The sequence below is a fragment of the Leptolyngbya sp. FACHB-8 genome (assembly GCF_014695575.1).
GTDB lineage: Bacteria > Cyanobacteriota > Cyanobacteriia > Elainellales > Elainellaceae > Vacuolonema.
The window spans coordinates 38104-56314 of sequence record NZ_JACJOO010000006.1; the positions used below are offsets into that span (position 1 = coordinate 38104).

Consider the following 18211-nt stretch of genomic DNA (forward strand, 5'->3'; position numbering starts at 1 on the left):
CAAAGCAACGCTGCTTTTGAGTAGTAGCCTCACAGTCATGGCAGGAGCGACGATCGCCCTTGCTACATTGCTTAGTGCGGCCAGTGCCATCGCTTACAAACAAATCAAGGCGAGATTGTCATTCATAGGCATTTACGCGATCGCATTTCTGGCAATGGCGGTTGGCTACCTCGTCATTAGCATTTCGCCTACCTACGCAATGGTTTTAGTGGGATTAGCCATTGCTGGAGCGGGGCTAGGCTTACTGATGCCCAATATCAATGTTTGCTTAACCTCAGTAGCTCCTGCAAGTTTCAGAGGTCGAGTGTTGGGCGGATTAACGACAGCATTTTTTCTCGGTCAGTTTGTTTCGCCCATTCTCAGCCAACCTTTGAGCAGCGTTGTTGGTTTAGATGTGACCTATCGATTGGCAGGTGGATTGATGGCTGCAATGGGAGCGATCGCACTGGGATTCGGTTGGCGTTGGCAGTAAACTTATTCTTGCAGGATATCTCTCAACTTTGCGACCATTTCTGTACGGGCAGAAACCTCTAGCTTCCGAAACATCCGCTTCAACGCCTGTTTCACCGAATTCTGAGTAATCCAAAGTTCTGCCCCAATCTCAGCATTGGTTAACCCTTTAGCAACCAGCTTGGCAATTTGAACTTCGCGTGGCGTAAGACGGTGGGATAAGCTTGAAGGGGGTAAGGATGGTTTTCGTAGCCCAGCAAGACAGGTAGAGAGATGGGTGCAAACAGCTCCCAAGTTTGCCAACTCGTGAAGATTAAAGGCAGGTGTATGCCCTACACGAGCAAAGTGAACTGTACCAATCAACTGACCATTTCCCACGATTGGTCCTGTCATGATGTGCTCATGGTCATACTCAGCACAACATCGCTGATATAGTTCACTTTGCTTCCACATCCCTATTGGTAACACTAACTCCTCGTGGGCTGGAGCGTGATTCTCCAGAACGTACTGCAATACTGGATCAACGGTTCTGCCAATTTGCTCATATCGCTCTACAAAAGCGTCAGAAACCCCAACGACATCAAAACTGGCTAGATGCTTCTCATCGTCTAGAAGGTAAATGCCCCATCGTTGCACCCCAAAATAGTCGCTAACGCCATCCATAAATTGATGGCGCAACGCCGCCTCGGTAGAGGCTGTGGCGATCGCTTGAAACAAAGGGTGTAGAGAACGCGCCATTGTTGTACTGAAAGTGTACCCACTTGAGGACTATCTAAGCCGAGAAGCTCTCCCTACAATGTTTCACAATCAAGACACCTTAGGCAACTGTGGAATCATGAATCAGCTACAAATCGGCTTTTTGATCTATCCCGGAGTCATTCAGCTGGATGTGATGGGTGCTTATCAAGTTCTGGCATTTCCACCCAATACGCAGGTGCATCTCATTTGGAAAACATTGGCTTCTGTGGTCAGCAATGAAGGGTTGATTCTGACTCCAACGACGACTCTAGCGGAGTGTCCACCGTTAGACGTGATTTGTGTTCCTGGGGGTGGCATTGGGCAAGTCGAGGTGATGCAAGATGCTGAAATCTTAAACTTTTTGAGGCAACAAAGCATCACAGCCCAATATGTTACGAGCGTCTGTACAGGCTCACTGATTTTAGCGGCGGCGGGTCTACTGCAAGGTTACCAAGCTACGTGTCATTGGGCATTTCGAGAACAACTGGCGATGCTCGGCGTTGAGGTTGTCCCGCAACGAGTGGTGATCGATCGCAACCGAATCACAGGGGCAGGAGTCACTTCAGGGATTGATTTTGGCTTGACCTTATTGGGGTTACTGTGCGGAGAGCAAGTTGCAAAGATGACTCAACTCATGATGGAATACCACCCTGAACCACCTTCTAACGCGGGTACTCCGGAGACAGCAGGTGAGGAGGTTGTGCGATCGCTCATACAGCTTGGTAAACCGCTTCTGGATACGTTCTTGGTTCAGACACAGAAGGTTGCTGCTCATCTAAACACGGAAAACAAATTGAATCGTTGAAATCTATTGGCGATTAACAGATTACTCCTCTGGAAAAGGTTCTAGAGCTTTGAACGCGATCACATTCGCATCATCGTTATTAACTCCCAAAGATTTGAGAATTAACTTTGTCACTTGTTCTGGATAGTTGGGTTCGCTATGTCCTTATAGCATTGAGCGCTCGGCCTGAAACAACGAGCTTTTTCTGCGGTGTTCCGGATTCACAGCAATTGCGTAACAGATGAACGGTCAACAGGTTTTTTAGCGATTCCGCAAAAAGATTTCCGCCCAGTCCCTCATTCAACAGTTCACCTTTGAATCAGTGAGTAACTTGTGTAATAGTGGGGTCGGGAAAAATCACCCGATGCGTCAGTCTTGTCTCAGAAGGCAAATTGTTTTCTACCGCCGTCTGCTTCAAATAATCCGGATCAAGGTAAAGGGTGACGTACTCACTCGCCTTCTCCCGATGATGCCATACAAACTCGCGATCGCTATACAAAAACGCACTCCCCGCAGGCAAAGCAGTGGTTTGTTTTCTGCCATCAACAGACCATGTAACGCGATCGTGCGGGATAAATGCCACACTAATCGCGTGTTTGGGCATGGCAAACTCAAAATCTCCCACGCTCTCGAGCAGACCATATTCAACCGTAATGTCCTGCCACTCCTTCTTGAGGAAAAGGGAAGGTTGATCCGTCATCTGGCACCACTTCAGAAAACGTTACTGCCCCTATCCTATCGAAATACGTTTCATTTGCTGATAACTCTAATGCTTTTAACTCAATTTGGATACCTCTAAGGGAGGAGGAGCACTGAATTGGAAAAAAAAGTGGGGTATGCCTTTGCTATTTGTTCAGGTCGCTCTCAAGGCTGACCAGAAGAACATTTTGGCCGTGAAAGAATATGGAGAAGGGGAGATGTTTTCTTTAAAGACACTCGCTAAATTAACTAGCATTAACGTTCTTTAACGTTATTTGCTGTTGCCAGGGGTTTTCTGTTTTACTGAATGCCTTCTCATTAGTAAACTGTATGGTCTGATGATACTCCATGTTCTTGATGCTCTTTCAGATGGTATTGCAATCTGCGATCGCACCTGGCGTTTAAAGTTTGTCAATCAGCGAGAAGCTAACATCATTGGTCGTCTGCCTGAGGAGCTTTTGGATCAAGTTCTGTGGGACGTCTACCCAGAAGCGAAAAACTCAGCTTGTTTTCATGAATTAAATCGGGTTTTAACAGAGCAAGTAGCGGTTCGTTTTCAGTCTTTTTATATGTCCTCGGGGTATTTAGAAGTACGAGCATATCCTATCCCCGAAGGTATTCTCATACTGCACCAGGACATTACTCCTTGGAAGCAGAAGGAAACCGAATTGCAGCAAACTTGTAATGTGCTATCCCAGCAAATTGCAGAACAAGTGGTTCAACTTGAGCACACTCGCACAGAACTAGAGAAACAAGCTCTGCAACGACAGCAGGCAGAAGAAGCCCTACAAGCGACAAACGAAGCCTTTGCTTTCCTACTAGAAAGTATTACCGATGGATTTTATGCCGTTGATACTCAATGGAAGTTCACTTATATTAATCGTCGGGCTGAACAATTATTACAGAAGCATGCCAGTGAATTGCTCGGTCGAGGAATTTGGGATGTTTATCCGTCTCTAATAGATTCAGAATTCTATCAAAGCTGTTACGAGGCTGTTCATCAGGCTACCTCTTTGCAGGTAGAAACTGTGTTTCCTGGCTTAGATCGTTGGTTTGAAGTTACCCTCTATCCCTCCAATCGGGGGTTGTCCATCTTTTTTCAGGACATCACCGCTCGCAAACATATGGAGCAGGAGCGGAGCAAGCTATTGCAACAGGCGCAAGCGTCTCGTAGCCAGGCTGAATTCGCCCATCAGCGTTGTCTATTTCTTGCCCGTGCTAGCCAAGTCCTGGCCAGTTCTCTCAATTACGAGACAACGCTGACGAATGTAGTACAGCTGACAGTTCCCCTCCTGGCAGACTTCTGCCTTCTTCACAAATATGAGGATGACGGTAACCTGCATCCTATCGTTGCCTGCCACAGTAATGAGTATAAGCAATCCCTAATTAATGGCCTGGAACCTGGCCTGGTTTCTTCTAGAAATTGCAGCACTGCCATGAAACAGGTGTTGCAAACTGGAGAACCCTTGTTAATCTCCGACCTTTCGGACCTGGAGTTATTGGCGCATGATGCTCAAACTTTAAACATTTATCATCAACTTGCACCACAATCGCTGATGATCGTGCCCCTCATTGCACGAGGGCAAAAATTTGGTACCCTGACGCTGGCAATGGCCGAGTCAGACCGCCAATACGATATGCTCGACCTGGCCGTGGCAGGGGATTTAGCGCAGCGGGCCGCGATCGCCATCGATAATGCACATTTGTATCAGCAGGCCCAGGAGGCCAGTCGACTCAAGGACGAGTTCCTGATGACCCTCTCCCACGAACTGCGATCGCCTCTCCACGCAATTACTGGATGGGCGCAGATGCTTCACCATCGCCAACTGAGTCAAAGAACAACGGAACAAGCCCTGGAGGTGATTGAGCAGAAGGCAGGAAAACTGACCCAACTCGTGTATGACCTGTTGAGCCTTTCCCGAATTGTGACTGGCCAATTGCAATTGCGGCCCGGTTTGGTCAAATTGGACGACATCGTTCAAGAAACCCTCCAATCCCTAAACCTTGCAGCAGCCGTTAAAAGGGTTGAGTTGGTCAGTGATATTGATGAAGAATTGGCTCCAATTCAAGGAGACGGACGTTATTTGCGTCAGGTGATCTGGAATCTTGTATCTAACGCTATTAAGTTCACGCCACCCAAAGGTCATATAGAAATTAGTCTACGCCCCGTGGAACAAGCTCTACAGTTGACAGTGCGCGACACGGGCAAAGGCATTTCTCCAGATATTTTACCGTATATTTTTGATCCCTTCCGACAAGCGGATAGTTCCAAAACGCGCTCCTATGAAGGGTTGGGTGTGGGGTTGTCATTAACGCAGCATCTCATCGAATTGCATGGAGGAACAATTCAGGCATGGAGTGAAGGAAACGGCAAAGGAGCTACATTTGTGGTCAACTTGCCTGTTATAAGCCATCTCGCCATTCCTGAGGCTTCTGTAACGACCATTGCCAATTCAATCCATGAGCCGCTGCTAGCCGAAGAATCTCCTATTCTGGAGGGTCTTCGCGTTCTACTGCTGGATGACGAGCTCCAACAGGATGATCTCTTTATGCAACTGGAGCAGGATGGAGCTGAGGTGATGGGTGTCGCTTCGGCAGCTGATGGGATACAGATTTTAGAACCCTTTAATCCTCATGTTCTCGTGGTTCATTTACGACAAACGATTGGGCCTGGGGAAGTGAAGCTGCTGGCTAAGACCAAAGTTTTTGCCGCTGAGCGGGGTAACTGTTTGCCCGCGATCGCCCTTACCGCTTGTAGCAGCAAACAACGGGCGCAGGCATTAGCGTTAGGTTTTCAAGCGTGTCTTTCACGGCAGAGCCCAGCAGAGGATCTGGCCATGATGGTTGGAGCGATCGCGAGACAAAGCCAAGATATGTAGGTGCAAGGAGCAAGTGATCCATGACTAAGGAAGAGTTATTACAACGATATGCCGCTGGAGAACGAGAGTTTGAGGCGGTTAACCTGGCAAGGGTTGATCTATCAGGCGCAGATTTGGCAGGAATTAATTTGAGCCGTGCAAACTTGGCAGATGCCAACCTGAGCCGTACCAATCTTACCCAGGCCAACCTGCGGGAGGCCAATTTGGCGCGAGCTAATTTTACGGAAGCAAATCTCGAACGTGCCGTCCTACTGAAATCAAACCTGACGGAAGGACAACTGAGTGCAGCGAGACTAACAGGTGCCATCTTGCTAGAAGCTAACGTATGTCATGCCTTCTTGTTTGAGGCTAATTTAGACGGGGCTAACCTGACGGACGCTTTTCTGCTTGGTGCCACCATGCCTGATGGTTCTCAGTGCAACTCAATAGCCTAGTAGGCTGCGGCCTAAGTTCACAACCTATGTTTTGTGTGGGGTGCGAAGCACCCCACACAAAACATAGGTGATGGATTTCCGCCTCAGCGTATTAGGGTTTTAAAAGTCATTTTTTAGGAGAGGGGCTAAGCCGCCCCCCTTCTTAAAAGGAATGGCAGGTGATTCCATATCTTGCACCAAACTCAGAACCGTTGTTTTTTCGTCGTGAAGCGACGAAAAAACAACGGTTCTAAGTTTGGGTTTTAGAATACGAGATGTGAGTAGAGTACTTTTTTCTGGGTAGAGAAAGGCGATATCTCTCCTTAGGTAGTCGTTGTAGGTCTGCCTAAAGTCATAAATTATCCCTTATCTCTATTTTTTCCCTCTAAAGCAATCAAGTCTCTTCACTAGATTGCGCCCCTTAATATGGCTCAAAACAACCGTTTCGTCTCCCTGGCGAACCTCCTATCGCTCCTCATTTATGGAACAGGGCTGCTTGGCTTATCACAACTGATCGCTTCTGGGTGCTCCTCATCAGATTGGCTAATTGTCTTAAGTAGTGGAGTCGGCGCGATCGGATTGTTTGGCCTGGTGACAACAATACTGCTTCTACGTCGCATAAGCGCTGCTCCTACACCACCTGCTGTGCTTAATGAAAAGGTACAGTCCCTGAGCCATCAGCTTTTGTCTGTGAACCAGCAACTCCAGGACAGTGAGGCGCGATTTCGCACCTCCATTGAGACGATGCTGGATTGCTTTGGAATTTACACTGCCATCCGGGATGAGCAGGGGCAGATCCTGGATTTTCGAGTCCAGTTTGTGAACCAGTCGGCCTGCTTGAATCATCAAATGACGCTTGAGGAGCAAGTGGGAAAAGGGCTATGTGAACTGCTACCCGTCCATCGAGGCAGCGGCCTATTTGACGAGTATTGTCGGGTTGTTGAGACTGGGCAGCCACTCGTGAAAAATGCTCTGTTTTATGAGGATCAGGATGGAGAATGCCGTTTAGCCCGAGCCTTTGACATTCGAGTTGCAAAACTGGGAGATGGTTTTGTCGCGACTTGGCGGGATGTGAGCGCTCGCCAGCAGATTGAGGAGGAATTGCGCCACAGTGAGGCTCGTCTGCGCTCCATTCTAGAAAATATGCCCGTTATGCTTGATGCCTTTGATGACGCTGGCACTATCATTGCCTGGAATCAGGAATGTGAGCGTATCACTGGATATACCGCAGCAGAGGTCATTGGCAATGTTGGCATTATGGAGCAACTTTATCCGAATTCTCAATATTGTCAGCAGCAAACTGCCCAATGGAATCAACGCGGAGATGACTACCGTAACTGGGAGTGGGATCTGACCTGTAAGGATGGCAGTACTCGGACAATTGCCTGGTCGAATATTGCAGCCGCATGTTCTGTACCCGGATGGGCAACCTGGGGTGTTGGGGTGGATGTGACAGAACGCAAACAAACTGAGCAGGCTTTGACTCAAGCCAATGAGCGGTTTCGTTTAGCCATGGCAGCCATTAATGCGGCAGTGTATGACTGGGATCTGGAACACGACCGGGTAGACCGCAGTGAGGGGATGAGTCATTTGTTTGGCTTCTCGGAAGAGGCGATCGGTGCAGAAAGCGCGTGGTGGATGCAGCTTATTCATCCAGAAGACGTCGAGGCTACCAGACACAAATTGCAGCAGGCTCTCCAGCAGGACGAACGTTATAGCCTCGAGTATCGAGTTTGCAATCAGCAGGGCGAGTATATCGATGTGCATGATCAGGGACTGATCCTACGGGATGCAACGGGACGAGTGGTGCGGGTCGTGGGTAGCACGACCGACATTCGTGAACGGAAACAGGCAGAAGCGGCTCTGAGGCAAAGTGAGGCAACAGCACGAGCCAGGGCAGCAGAGCTAGAAGCCTTTATGGAAGCAGTTCCAGCGGGTGTTTGGATTGCTCATGATCCTCAGTGTCATCATGTCACGCCAAACCGAGCTGCTTATGAAATGATGCGGCGATCGCCCGATTCCGTGATGACAGCGACTCCATCCGATGGTGAATATCCTTTCCAGTTCAAAATTCAACAGGCTGGCCAGGACGTTGGTCCGAATGACTTGCCAATGCAATTAGCAGGACGTACGGGACAATTAGTTTCAGGGGAATTTGAGTTTGTTTTTGAAGACGGTGATGTCTGTTCCCTCTATGGCAAAGCTGTTCCTGTCAGATATGAATCCGGAGAAATTCGTGGCGTAATTGGTGCATTTCTGGACATCACATCCCGCAAGCAGGCAGAAGCTGCGCTTCAACAGAGTGAGGAACGGCTACAACTGGCCTTGAGAGGCGCAAAACAAGGCATTTGGGATTGGAATTTACAAACACAACAGTTAACCTGGGACGACCGCTGTAAAGAAATTTTTGGCTTTCCATCCGATTTTCCCATTACGTATGAAGGGCATATCCATGCCCTTCATCCAGACGACCGTGAGCGCGTTATTGCGGCCACACTGGATGCGTTACGTAACAGCGGTGAATTTGAGCAAGAGTATCGCACCTTTTGGCCAGATGGCACCATGCGATGGATATTGGCACGGGGGCAATGCTTCTGTAACGCCGCAAAAGAACCGTATCGGATGTCAGGAACAGTAGCAGATATTACTCAACTGAAACGGAGCGAAGCGATCCGGAAACAAGCGGAAGCATCTCTGCAGGAAAGCCAGGAACGTCTGGAACTCGCCCTTGATGCGGCTCGTATTGGTTGCTGGGATTGGGATTTACGCACCAATGCAGTTATTTGGACGCCCTACCATGAAATGATTTTGGGATATGAACCGGGAACCCCACAACGAACTTATCAGGAGTGGTGCGAGCGGGTACACCCCGAGGATTTATCGGCTGCTAAGCTCACGCTTCGTCAAGCAATGGAGGAAAAGCGGGACTATTCGGATGAATATCGGGTGATCTGGCCCGATGGAAGTGTGCATTGGGTATCGTCCTATGGTCGTTTTCATTACGGCAGTAATGGGCAACCCAAGCGTATGTTAGGAATCCTGTTTGATATTAGCGATCGCAAACAAACGGAAGCGGCTCTACAAGAGAGCGAATTTATGTTCCGTACCCTGGTAGACACGATGCCCCAACTCTTCTGGGTAATTCGGCCAGATGGGTATCACGACTATTGCAATCAGCGTTGGTACGACTACACTGGATTGTCGTTAGAACAGGCCCATGGCACTGGGGTGCATCAAATGATGCATCCAGATGATGTTCCCAATACCATCAAAGCTTTTGAAGATGCTTTGGCAACAGGTACGCTATTTGCCACCGAGCATCGTCTACGTCGAGCAAGCGATGGGGAGTATCGCTGGCATTTATCCCAGGCTCTGCCGCTTTGCGATCAGAGTGGCCAGATGGTGAAATGGTTTGGGTCTTCGACTGATATTCATGATCAAAAATTATTAATCGAAGAACGAGCCCGAGCCCTCGACCGTGAGCGGGCAGCCCGTATGGAACTGGAACGGGTTAGCCAGATGAAGGACGAATTTTTGGCGGTGGTTTCGCACGAGTTGCGATCGCCCCTCAGTGCAATTCTGGGATGGTCTCGCCTGCTCCGTACCCGTGCCTTTGACCCCCAGAAAACAGAGCAGGCACTGGCTTCCATTGAGCGAAATGCTCAAGCGCAAACTCAGTTAATTGAAGACTTACTCGACATCTCCCGTATCATTCGTGGAAAGATTCGGCTGGATCTCCGTCCAACGAATTTGATCCCCTGTATTCAGGCAGCGATGGATACCATTCGTCCGGCTGCCGCAAACAAATCCATTACCCTCGCATTTCACTCGACCCGCGATCTGGTCATTGTTTCTGGTGATCCTGATCGATTACAACAAGTGGCCTGGAATCTGCTTTCGAATGCTGTCAAATTCACCCCTGCTGGCGGTCAAATTGATGTACGTGTTGGTCTTGCTCATCAGACGATTCAGATTCAAATCGCTGACTCGGGTAAGGGAATTTCTCCAGACTTTTTGCCGTATGTCTTTGAACGGTTCCGGCAAGAGGATGCAACCACGACGCGTACCCAGGGTGGGCTGGGATTAGGATTGGCGATCGTGCGAAATTTAGTCGAATTACATGGCGGCAGCATTTACGTTGATAGTGCTGGAGAAGGGCAAGGGGCAACTTTCACGGTTCAATTACCCCTTCTAGCCTCTATTCAGGATCAGCCAACGAGTTACCAGGGGCTGTATCGTCAAACGATCATTGATGCACCGTTTGATCTATCTAATATCCGAGTGCTGGTCGTCGATGACGAAGTGGATACGCGCGAGTTTTTACAGGCGGCTTTGGAGCAATATGGCGCAGGGGTTACGAGTGCAGCGTCTGCTACTGAAGCCTGGGAGTTACTGCAAACTTATAAACCTGACGTATTGCTCAGTGATGTGGGAATGCCCGATGAAGATGGGCTAACGCTCATTCGTCGTATTCGATCGCTCCCTCCAGGCTGTGGTGGGCAAATTCCTGCGGCTGCATTGACTGCCTATGCTAGAGAAGGCGATCGCCTACAAGCATTAGCGGCCGGCTTTCAAATGCATATTCCGAAACCTATCGAACCCATTCAACTACTAACTGTCATCATGAGGCTACTTGAGGATCAGAAGGAGTTGAAACGGTGGCAAAAAGGTTAAAGGCCGTAAGCGGCATATCGTCGTCGATTCTCAAGGATTGGTGATTGGACTGTTGGTGAGAGGCTAACACCTCAGAGCGATTGGGAGCCGTCCTTGTTTTAGATCAGGCCAAAGAGAAACTCTCCAAGTTATATCATGTCGTGTTAAATGCACACAACAAAAAGCAAGGTGACGCAAAGCGTCACCTTGCTTTTTGTTGTGTGCATTTAACCTTACTTGTTATTAGAAGTGCTCTGGGTGGATCAAGGGTATTCAGGGAAGAACTTTGCCAAGGCTGTACAGCAAGTGTGTGGAGAGGGGGTGTGAGTGGAGGTAATTGAGCGAACAGACAAAACCTTTGAGTGTTTACCGAAACGGTGATTGTGGAACGTACCTTTGGTTGGCTTAATCGCTTTCGACGCTTGAGTAAGGACTATGAAGCTCTATATTTAATGCATTTTTCTTGTGTGTGATGTGCTTCGCACACCACACACAAGAAAAATGCGTAACTCTTGAGTTGAAAGATTTTCTCTAAGACTTTGCAGTGGCTCTTTCCAGTCTTTATAAGCCATAACCTTTGTGTATGAGAAGTATCGCAGCACAAAGTACCGCAATACTAAAGTTGGGTGTGGTGTGCAAAGCACACCACACCCAACAAGCCTTGAGATGTTTTTTGTGTGCAAAGCGCACGAAAAACACCCGTAGAGCATCGATATTAAGTAAGTTTGCTCAGGAATTCGTCGAGGACGGTGGCAAAGTGGTCGGGCTTCTCCAGGGGAGCTACATGGCCGCAATCGGGAATGATGCTGAGGTAACCTTGGGGAATGTGTTTGACCGCTTCTTCGGCCTGAGTTCTGGGATAAATCAAGTCCTGCTCACCCCAAACTAGAAGCGTTGGCATTTGGAGCTGGGGCAGAGATTCCAGCATGACCGTTCGTTGGTTCGTAGGAGTAAGTTGGGCACGGAGGGCGGATAGGGTTGCTTCCAGGAAGCCAAAGTTTTGGGCTAATTGTTGCTGCTCGGCGTACCACTCCCTGGGAATTTGGTCGGGATGGGCAAATTGTAAAGCGGCACGGGAGCGCGATCGCATCACAGCTCCCACCGGAGTTTGGCAGCCAGCCACAGCAACCTCCCCGAATAACGGCAGGGTTAGTGATGAAAGGAATGGACTGACCTCTTCTCCTAGTCCTGTGCTATCCACCAGAATCAAACCTGCCACTTGCTCAGGACGGGCCAGGGCAATGTTTAGGGCAATCAATCCACCCAGAGAGTTGCCACCGATGACAACGCGATCCAGGGCGATCGCATCCAAAAAGTCTTTGGCAAACTGCGTGAAAAGCTCAATGCTATAGTCTCGAATTGGTTTTAAACCATAACCCGTGCCGGGTAAATCGGGGGCATAAACACGATACCTCTCGCCCAGTTTTGGCAGCACCCAGGACCAATCCAGAGCGCTCTCACCGGTTCCATGGAACAGTACCAGAGGCAACCCATCCTGGCCAGTCTGGAAGAAACGGGTTGGGATGCCATTTAAGTTGATGTGGTGTTCTTGAACGGTCATGGTTGGTTACGGCAGTGGGAGTGACATTATTTCTACAAGACAGGGTATTGAATACCTGAATGGGGCAATTCTTTTGGAGTGGCAGAGGCGAATATTCCGCCCAAGAGTTAAGTATGATGGGCACCATTCACCCGCAATACTTCCCCCGTAATATAGCGACTGGCAATGGGTGAGAGTAGAAAAGCGACGGCCCAGGCAATTTCTTCCGGTTGTCCAAATCGACCGAGAGGAATTTCAGCCAAAATTCGCTCTTTTACCTTGTCAGGGATTGCCTGCACCATTTCGGTTTCAATGAAGCCAGGGGAAACGGCATTAACCCGTACCCCATAGCGAGCTGCTTCTCGCGCCAGAGATTTCGTTAATCCGATAAGGGCAGATTTAGAGGCCGAGTAGTTTGTTTGTCCCAGATTTCCTCGTTCTCCAGAAATAGAGGTGATGGATACCAGAGAACCTTCACCCTGTTCATAGAGTTTAGGAATAATGGGTGAAAAGGTGTGATAAACACCTTTCAAATTCGTGTCAATTACTGTATCCCAGTCATCACTAGTGATTTTGTGAAAGAGGCGATCGCACGTTACTCCTGCATTGGCGACAACGCCATAAATCATGCCTAACTTCTGCTCAACCTGTTCAATAACCATCTCCATGGCTGTTTTATCGGTAACATCTGCCTGTACCGCAAAGGCTTCTATTTCAGGATGAGGTTCGTTGCGATAGGTATAAGCAACTTTTGCCCCTAAGCTCTGTAATAGATGGACGATCGCTGCTCCAATGCCCCGGTTTCCGCCGGTTACCAGGATGACTTTGTCTTCTAAACCTAAGAATTTCATTCTGCAAACACCCTTGCATCTAAATAACTAATGATGGTTTAAAGCCGCTCAACGGCGATTGCAGTTCCGCCACCCGTACCATGACAGACGGCAGCTAATCCCATGCTTTCTCCCCGCTGTTGCAGCGCGTTCAACAAGGTCACAATAATCCGCGCACCGGAGGCCCCGATGGGATGACCAAGGGCGATCGCGCCGCCATAGACATTCAACTTCTCATGGGGAATGCCTAGCTTTTGGTGAAACAAAACACTGCTCAAAGCAAAGGCTTCATTGTTCTCGAACAGGTCAAAGTCATAGATTCGCAAATTGAGTTTTTCGAGCAGCTTGTTGACAGCCAGGATGGGCACTTCTGGAAACCGCCACGCTTCTCCCCCTACCCAGGCGCCACTAATAAATCGGGCGATGGGCTTCAGGCCATACCGTTCCACCGCTGTACGACTGGCTAACACCAGAGCCGCTGCGCCATCAGAGATCTGACTGCTATTGCCTGCGGTAAATACGCCATCCTCCTGAAAGGCCGGTTTCAGTTTTGCCAGACTGTCCAGAGTTGTTTCAGTACGAATGCCTTCATCCTGGTCAATCACCTGAGTTCCTTTTTTACTCGTTACCGTAACGGGTGTGATCTCAGATTGAAACCAGCCTTGTTCGGTGGCGATCGCTGCTCGCTGTTGCGAGTTGTACGCCACTTCATCCAAATCTGCCCGTGTGACCCCATAGGCAGCGGCAAGACGTTCTGCCTGAGTACCCATGCCTTCGGCAGTTGTGGGATCGGTGAGGCCGTCGTAGAGCAGAATATCTGTGACAGGTTCTGGCGTTCCCATCAAGGTCTTGTACCCCCAACGGGCACGATGGGAGAGGAAAAAGCCGGCCTGAGACATTGATTCCATGCCCCCAGCCAACACAATTTCTGCATCTCCTGACCGAATAGCGGTCGCGGCATTAATCACGCTCATCATGCCTGATGAGCAGACCATATCAACGGCATAGCCATTGACGGTGTTAGGAATTCCTGTCTTAAAGGCCGCCTGACGCGGCAGAGATTGTCCATGTCCTGCCCGCAACACATTACCCAGGATGTAGAGATCGAGGGCTTCTTTAGGAACTCCGGCCTGCTTCAGGGCTGACTCCATCGCGATCGCCCCCAATTCCACTGGAGAGAATTCGGCTAAAGCTCCTCCAAACCGACCCAGAGGTGTCCGTACGGCTGAAACAATGTAGGCTTCTTGCATTCACATTTACCCTGCTGTTGTTGAATGATTTGGGATACAGTTGCCCTGGAAACGGGCTAGATTGTGAATAGATAAAGCCTGTCTGTTGTAAGTATTAAACAGACGTTTAGCAAACACGAGAATTTTAGGAGATAAGGGGGTTAGTCCCCCTTTAGGAGCTATGGAAATTGGAGCGAGCGACTGATATTCTTAAATGCTTTGACTACCCCAATTTGATTATTTTCAGTGTGAACATTTCTCCTATTCCAACTCATAATTCCTATCGAGAAGGATTGCTGAACATGGGTTGCTATTCTAATATGAGGGTGAACGCCGGATGACCTTTATCCTTAGAATAAGGAGCTATCTTTATGAATTGGTATACCAGTGCCAGCCAATTTCTGGATCAGGTTACGGAAGCACAAAGACAGTTTTTTCAAGGAGCTACCTCTAACATTCCAGGTATGTCAGGCTTCAATAATGAAAGTATGCGGAAAAACCTTGACGACAGCCTGAGTTTCCAAGAAAAAATTGTGAATGATACTTTGGCATTTCAGGAGAACTTAGCTCGATTAACCCTTGAAACTCAGAAGCAATTTTGGCAAAATTACTTCTCAATGTTGCGGAATAAGTAAGCGCAATTACTTATCTCTAAAAAGCCTCCAGGAAATCTTCTTGGAGGGTTTTTTAATGCAGCCTCTTCAAGAATAACTTGATAAATTTCCTCCTTTTGTTTTAATTTTTGCTAATACTCACGACTAAATACTAAAGCGTTGGTTTTCCCCAACCATCTATCGAATGAAGGAGTTTAACCGGGCATAACGTCGATAATCTCATTTCGATCTTTGAGCCAATCAGCGATCGCCCTCGGTAAATCCTTCTGCACTTTACTACTCACATAAATTCCGATATGCCCTGTTGAAAAAGACCGTATTGTGTAATCTTGGCTACCAATATAATGTTCAAGTGCTTTAGAAGATTGAGGTGGAACCAGATGATCATATTCCGCACAAATATTAAAAACAGGAATATGAATATCTCGTAAGTTAATAATCTGTCCTCCCACTTCAAATTTTCCCTGAATCAATTTGTTCTCTTGAAATAGATCTTTAATGAACTGTCGATAGGCTTCTCCCGGCTGATCTGGGCTATCAAAAATCCACTTTTCCATGCGTAAAAAGTTCAATAGTTTGTCTTCATCCTCTGCCATATCCCACAGGTTCAGATACTTCTCAAACCCAAGCTGAAATGGTTTGAGCATGATGAATTCAGAATTCAGAAATTCACCGGGAATATTGCCAAATGCATCAACTAATAAATCCACATCAAAAGCCTGTGTGCCCAGAGTGGAACCGCCCCAGAGGTTCAAAAGACCCCCTCCCACATGAAAATCGACGGGGGTAACCATGGTGATTAATGTTTTGACTTTCTGAGGATGTAGAGCGCTATAACATAGACTAAAAGTACCCCCTTGGCAGATGCCTAACAGGTTGATTCGATCGCATTTCAGGCGATCGCACAGTACATCCACACAGTTTTTTAAATAGCCATTAATGTAATCATCCAGGGTTAACCAGCGATCAGCACGACTTGCATATCCCCAATCAATCAGGTAAACATCAAGACCTAGTTTGAGAAGATTCGCCACAAGCGATCGCCCTTCCTGGAGATCCACAATATAAGGACGGTTCACTAAGGCATAAACAATCAATAGGGGGATTCTTTGAGAAGGCTCCGTTTCTGGAACATAGCGGTACAATGTAACCTTATCTTCCTGATAGATAACTTCCTTCGGAGTCACTCCAATCTGAATATCCTCCTCCGCTACATTTCCGAATGCTTGAAAGCCCTTGAGTATTCTTGCAAAATTAGCCTGAGTCACCGGATTTTCCATTAATTCATGACTTGTAAAAACTCATTACTCAACGACTAAGGGTGTTTTAAAGCTGGTTAAAGGGTTATTATCTATAGACTTTAGAAACGGGAAAACAACCTTTAACCTTTATCGCTGTGCTTAATCTGAGCGGGGTTCTATGAAGGCTTGCTTGAGTTGTTTCATCTCCTTGCGTAGCTCATAAATATTGCGATGAATTTCATCTATCTCACTGCGTGTAGGGAGGTCATTCCATTTGAGAATGACATCGAGCACTTGCTGCTGCTGCTTTTTCAAGGTGGCAGCAGCCGTTAAATACTGTCCCCGTATCTGGAGGGCATCGTCGGATTGAAACGTTTGAGCAAACTTGCGATCGAACGATTGGCTCCACACAGATAGCCATTGTTGCCAGTGCTGCATCATTTGTGGGTTGATGGATGCTGCCCCTTCTTTACCTAGGGCGAGCATCTGCAAAAACTCCTCAGCGGTTTTGATCCAAACCTCCAGGAGAACCCGTTGATAATTAAAACTCGCCTGCTGCCAATGAAACCAGGCTTCCACGCTCTGCCATAGTTGGTAGCTCAGTTCACGGCTATCACCCAATTCCGGGTGCTGGAAAAAGGGAATCATCGAGAACCTTCCCGTAGCCCTTGCGTGAGGGTAAAGATGGCAGCAACCCCGGCAACTGCCCCCCATTTCAGCACTGGGTTCTTATCCACCCAATCCAGGATGCTTGGCACCACCATGTTGCTGTAATCCCCATCAATGCGAGTTTGATCCGGCACCGGTTCGTACAAGTTATTGGGATCATGCTCTGATTTGGGATCGTCAGAGCGTTGGAGCGGAAAACCAATCTGAAGCAGAATAGCATCCACCAGTGCAGGCGAGAGCCGCTGCAACGCATCAATCACTCTGGCTGCATCCCCCACAAGAAAATCGCGGGTGGGATGGGTGGCGGTATACAGCACCGCATCCGCGACCAGGCGGGGATCGTAATAGGGTGGAATCCCGGCAGGCTTAACGCCCAGGCGAGTCATGCTGTTATTCCAGAAGGGGGTGTTGATTACCGCAGGGCGAATGCTGGTAACACTGATAGGTATCTTCTCATGTTGCAACTCCACCCGCAGCGCTTCCAAAAAGCCTTCAATACCATGTTTGGCTGCTCCATAGGCGCTTTGTAGGGGAAGCGATCGCCTTCCCTCAATGGAAGACATGTGGATGAGTGCCCCGCGGCCTTCCCGCTTCAGATGGGGCAGGGCAGCCATGGCTCCATACGCTTGCCCCAGCAAGTCTACTTCAATAATGCGCTTGAATTCTTCCGGTGTAATTTGATCGAAGGGGGCAAACAAACCTGTTCCAGGAATATGCACCCAGGTATCAATCCGCCCGTAAGTGGCAACGGCTTTATCGGCGATCGCGTTTACCTGATTAAAATCCGTCACCTCTGCGATGGTAGGAGTTATTTCTCCTTGCAGGCTGCGAGCTTCATCTACCAGCGAAGCCAACTTTGCTTCATTACGACCCGAGGCCATCACTTTGGCTCCCTCGGTGGCAAACTGAAGAGCCACTGCACGTCCAATTCCACTTGTTGCACCAACAACTACGACGACTTGATCCCGAATTGGCTTCAATTGCATGAATGCGGCTCCTATCTTCTTGCCCGAAGACTAACAATAGATCTGATGTAAGACTTCTATCTGATGAAGGATCTACAGAAATAGAGCTTTCTTTTAGAGCCTTATGCTATGGGTGCTGGTCAAATACGGGATGGAGTGCTACTCGTCTAAAGTTATGTTTAGCAAGCTGAGCGTTTGATAAACAGCAATTCTCAGTATGGGCATCAAAGCCAAGAGTTCACGCCCGTAGGGCGTGAACTCTTGGCTTTGATGCCCGAAAACCGCGCGCCTTTGGCGCGCGGTTTTCGGGCCTGATTTCAAAATGGGAATTGCTGTTTGATAAAGCTACCTACCCAGGATCATTTTTTAGTGCATGAAGCGCACAGAACAGTGACTCTGGGTAAAACAAGTCTGAGATAGGTGGTTAGAACCGATCAAAAACATCGGTTTTCTGGATTTCATTTAAGGCTTAAACCGCTAGAGTATAAGTATTGGTGTAGAACACCT

Annotated in this window: 14 protein-coding genes and 1 pseudogene; 7 read left to right on the forward strand and 8 right to left on the reverse strand. The window is 48.3% G+C overall.

The annotated features are described in order from the left end of the window. Nucleotides 1–16: 16 nt before the first annotated feature. On the forward strand, nucleotides 17–472 hold the full coding sequence (locus tag H6F91_RS00305) for an MFS transporter (RefSeq protein WP_206754881.1): 456 nt from the start codon (nucleotides 17–19) through the stop codon (nucleotides 470–472). Nucleotides 473–474: 2 nt separating this feature from the next. Here the strand turns inward: H6F91_RS00305 and H6F91_RS00310 are convergent, their stop codons facing one another. Further along, entirely contained in the window at nucleotides 475–1188 is a 714-nt protein-coding gene (locus tag H6F91_RS00310; protein WP_190774922.1) for a LuxR C-terminal-related transcriptional regulator, read from the reverse strand. A gap of 97 nt (nucleotides 1189–1285) precedes the next feature. On the opposite strand from H6F91_RS00310, the gene H6F91_RS00315 reads away from it, so the two are divergent. Next, entirely contained in the window at nucleotides 1286–1993 is a 708-nt protein-coding gene (locus tag H6F91_RS00315) for a DJ-1/PfpI family protein (protein WP_190774921.1), read from the forward strand. Between the two features lie 298 nt (nucleotides 1994–2291). Here H6F91_RS00315 and H6F91_RS00320 read toward each other — a convergent pair whose 3' ends face one another. Next, on the reverse strand, nucleotides 2292–2672 hold the full coding sequence (locus tag H6F91_RS00320) for a hypothetical protein (RefSeq protein WP_190774920.1): 381 nt from the start codon (nucleotides 2670–2672) through the stop codon (nucleotides 2292–2294). Nucleotides 2673–3009: 337 nt separating this feature from the next. Here H6F91_RS00320 and H6F91_RS00325 point away from each other — a divergent pair, with 337 nt between their 5' ends. The 4 genes and pseudogenes from H6F91_RS00325 to H6F91_RS28455 form a co-directional block, all read left to right on the forward strand. After that, nucleotides 3010–5550: an ATP-binding protein gene (locus tag H6F91_RS00325; protein WP_190769907.1), complete on the forward strand. Its 2541-nt coding sequence runs from the start codon at nucleotides 3010–3012 to the stop codon at nucleotides 5548–5550. A 20-nt stretch (nucleotides 5551–5570) separates the two neighbouring features. After that, the gene (locus H6F91_RS00330) at nucleotides 5571–5984 is read left to right on the forward strand and encodes a pentapeptide repeat-containing protein (RefSeq protein WP_190769908.1); all 414 of its coding nucleotides are present in this window, start codon (nucleotides 5571–5573) and stop codon (nucleotides 5982–5984) included. 828 nt (nucleotides 5985–6812) lie between these two features. Beyond that, a complete protein-coding gene (locus H6F91_RS00335; RefSeq protein ID WP_277874348.1) occupies nucleotides 6813–10637 on the forward strand; it encodes a PAS domain-containing protein in 3825 nt (1274 codons plus the stop codon). Further along, nucleotides 10618–11089, forward strand: a pseudogene (locus tag H6F91_RS28455) (transposase); the annotation flags it as partial. The gene H6F91_RS00335 and the pseudogene H6F91_RS28455, both read left to right, overlap by 20 nt. 242 nt (nucleotides 11090–11331) lie before the next feature. Here the strand turns inward: H6F91_RS28455 and H6F91_RS00345 are convergent. The 3 genes from H6F91_RS00345 to phaA all read right to left on the reverse strand — a co-directional run bounded on the left by H6F91_RS00345 (nucleotide 11332) and on the right by phaA (nucleotide 14236). Continuing rightward, on the reverse strand, nucleotides 11332–12177 hold the full coding sequence (locus H6F91_RS00345; RefSeq protein ID WP_190769910.1) for an alpha/beta hydrolase: 846 nt from the start codon (nucleotides 12175–12177) through the stop codon (nucleotides 11332–11334). Between the two features lie 107 nt (nucleotides 12178–12284). Continuing rightward, nucleotides 12285–13007 carry an SDR family oxidoreductase gene (locus H6F91_RS00350; protein WP_190769911.1) on the reverse strand — a complete coding sequence of 241 codons (723 nt, stop codon included), beginning with the start codon at nucleotides 13005–13007 and terminating at the stop codon, nucleotides 12285–12287. 38 nt (nucleotides 13008–13045) lie between these two features. Continuing rightward, nucleotides 13046–14236, reverse strand: a complete 1191-nt coding sequence (gene phaA / locus H6F91_RS00355; RefSeq protein ID WP_190769912.1) for an acetyl-CoA acetyltransferase PhaA — start codon at nucleotides 14234–14236, stop codon at nucleotides 13046–13048. 350 nt (nucleotides 14237–14586) lie between these two features. Here phaA and H6F91_RS00360 point away from each other — a divergent pair, with 350 nt between their 5' ends. After that, a complete protein-coding gene (locus tag H6F91_RS00360) occupies nucleotides 14587–14850 on the forward strand; it encodes a hypothetical protein (protein ID WP_190769913.1) in 264 nt (87 codons plus the stop codon). Nucleotides 14851–15023: 173 nt separating this feature from the next. On the opposite strand, the gene phaC is transcribed toward H6F91_RS00360, so the two are convergent. From phaC to H6F91_RS00375, 3 genes are all read right to left on the reverse strand, one after another. After that, nucleotides 15024–16097: a class III poly(R)-hydroxyalkanoic acid synthase subunit PhaC gene (gene phaC, locus H6F91_RS00365; protein WP_347279991.1), complete on the reverse strand. Its 1074-nt coding sequence runs from the start codon at nucleotides 16095–16097 to the stop codon at nucleotides 15024–15026. 132 nt (nucleotides 16098–16229) lie between these two features. Beyond that, the gene (locus H6F91_RS00370) at nucleotides 16230–16718 is read right to left on the reverse strand and encodes a poly(R)-hydroxyalkanoic acid synthase subunit PhaE (protein WP_190769915.1); all 489 of its coding nucleotides are present in this window, start codon (nucleotides 16716–16718) and stop codon (nucleotides 16230–16232) included. After that, nucleotides 16715–17725: an SDR family oxidoreductase gene (locus tag H6F91_RS00375; RefSeq protein WP_190769916.1), complete on the reverse strand. Its 1011-nt coding sequence runs from the start codon at nucleotides 17723–17725 to the stop codon at nucleotides 16715–16717. Before H6F91_RS00375 ends, H6F91_RS00370 begins: the two co-directional genes overlap by 4 nt. Nucleotides 17726–18211 lie beyond the last annotated feature (486 nt).

Coding starts and splice junctions, on each gene's coding strand:
- H6F91_RS00345 (WP_190769910.1), bottom strand. CDS start 12,177: ATGACCGTTCAAGAACACCACATCAACTTAAATGGCATCCCAACCCGT.
- H6F91_RS00360 (WP_190769913.1), top strand. CDS start 14,587: ATGAATTGGTATACCAGTGCCAGCCAATTTCTGGATCAGGTTACGGAA.
- H6F91_RS00335 (WP_277874348.1), top strand. CDS start 6,813: ATGACGCTTGAGGAGCAAGTGGGAAAAGGGCTATGTGAACTGCTACCC.
- H6F91_RS00370 (WP_190769915.1), bottom strand. CDS start 16,718: ATGATTCCCTTTTTCCAGCACCCGGAATTGGGTGATAGCCGTGAACTG.
- H6F91_RS00350 (WP_190769911.1), bottom strand. CDS start 13,007: ATGAAATTCTTAGGTTTAGAAGACAAAGTCATCCTGGTAACCGGCGGA.
- H6F91_RS00310 (WP_190774922.1), bottom strand. CDS start 1,188: ATGGCGCGTTCTCTACACCCTTTGTTTCAAGCGATCGCCACAGCCTCT.
- H6F91_RS00320 (WP_190774920.1), bottom strand. CDS start 2,672: ATGACGGATCAACCTTCCCTTTTCCTCAAGAAGGAGTGGCAGGACATT.
- H6F91_RS00325 (WP_190769907.1), top strand. CDS start 3,010: ATGATACTCCATGTTCTTGATGCTCTTTCAGATGGTATTGCAATCTGC.
- H6F91_RS00330 (WP_190769908.1), top strand. CDS start 5,571: ATGACTAAGGAAGAGTTATTACAACGATATGCCGCTGGAGAACGAGAG.
- phaA (WP_190769912.1), bottom strand. CDS start 14,236: ATGCAAGAAGCCTACATTGTTTCAGCCGTACGGACACCTCTGGGTCGG.
- H6F91_RS00315 (WP_190774921.1), top strand. CDS start 1,286: ATGAATCAGCTACAAATCGGCTTTTTGATCTATCCCGGAGTCATTCAG.
- H6F91_RS00375 (WP_190769916.1), bottom strand. CDS start 17,725: ATGCAATTGAAGCCAATTCGGGATCAAGTCGTCGTAGTTGTTGGTGCA.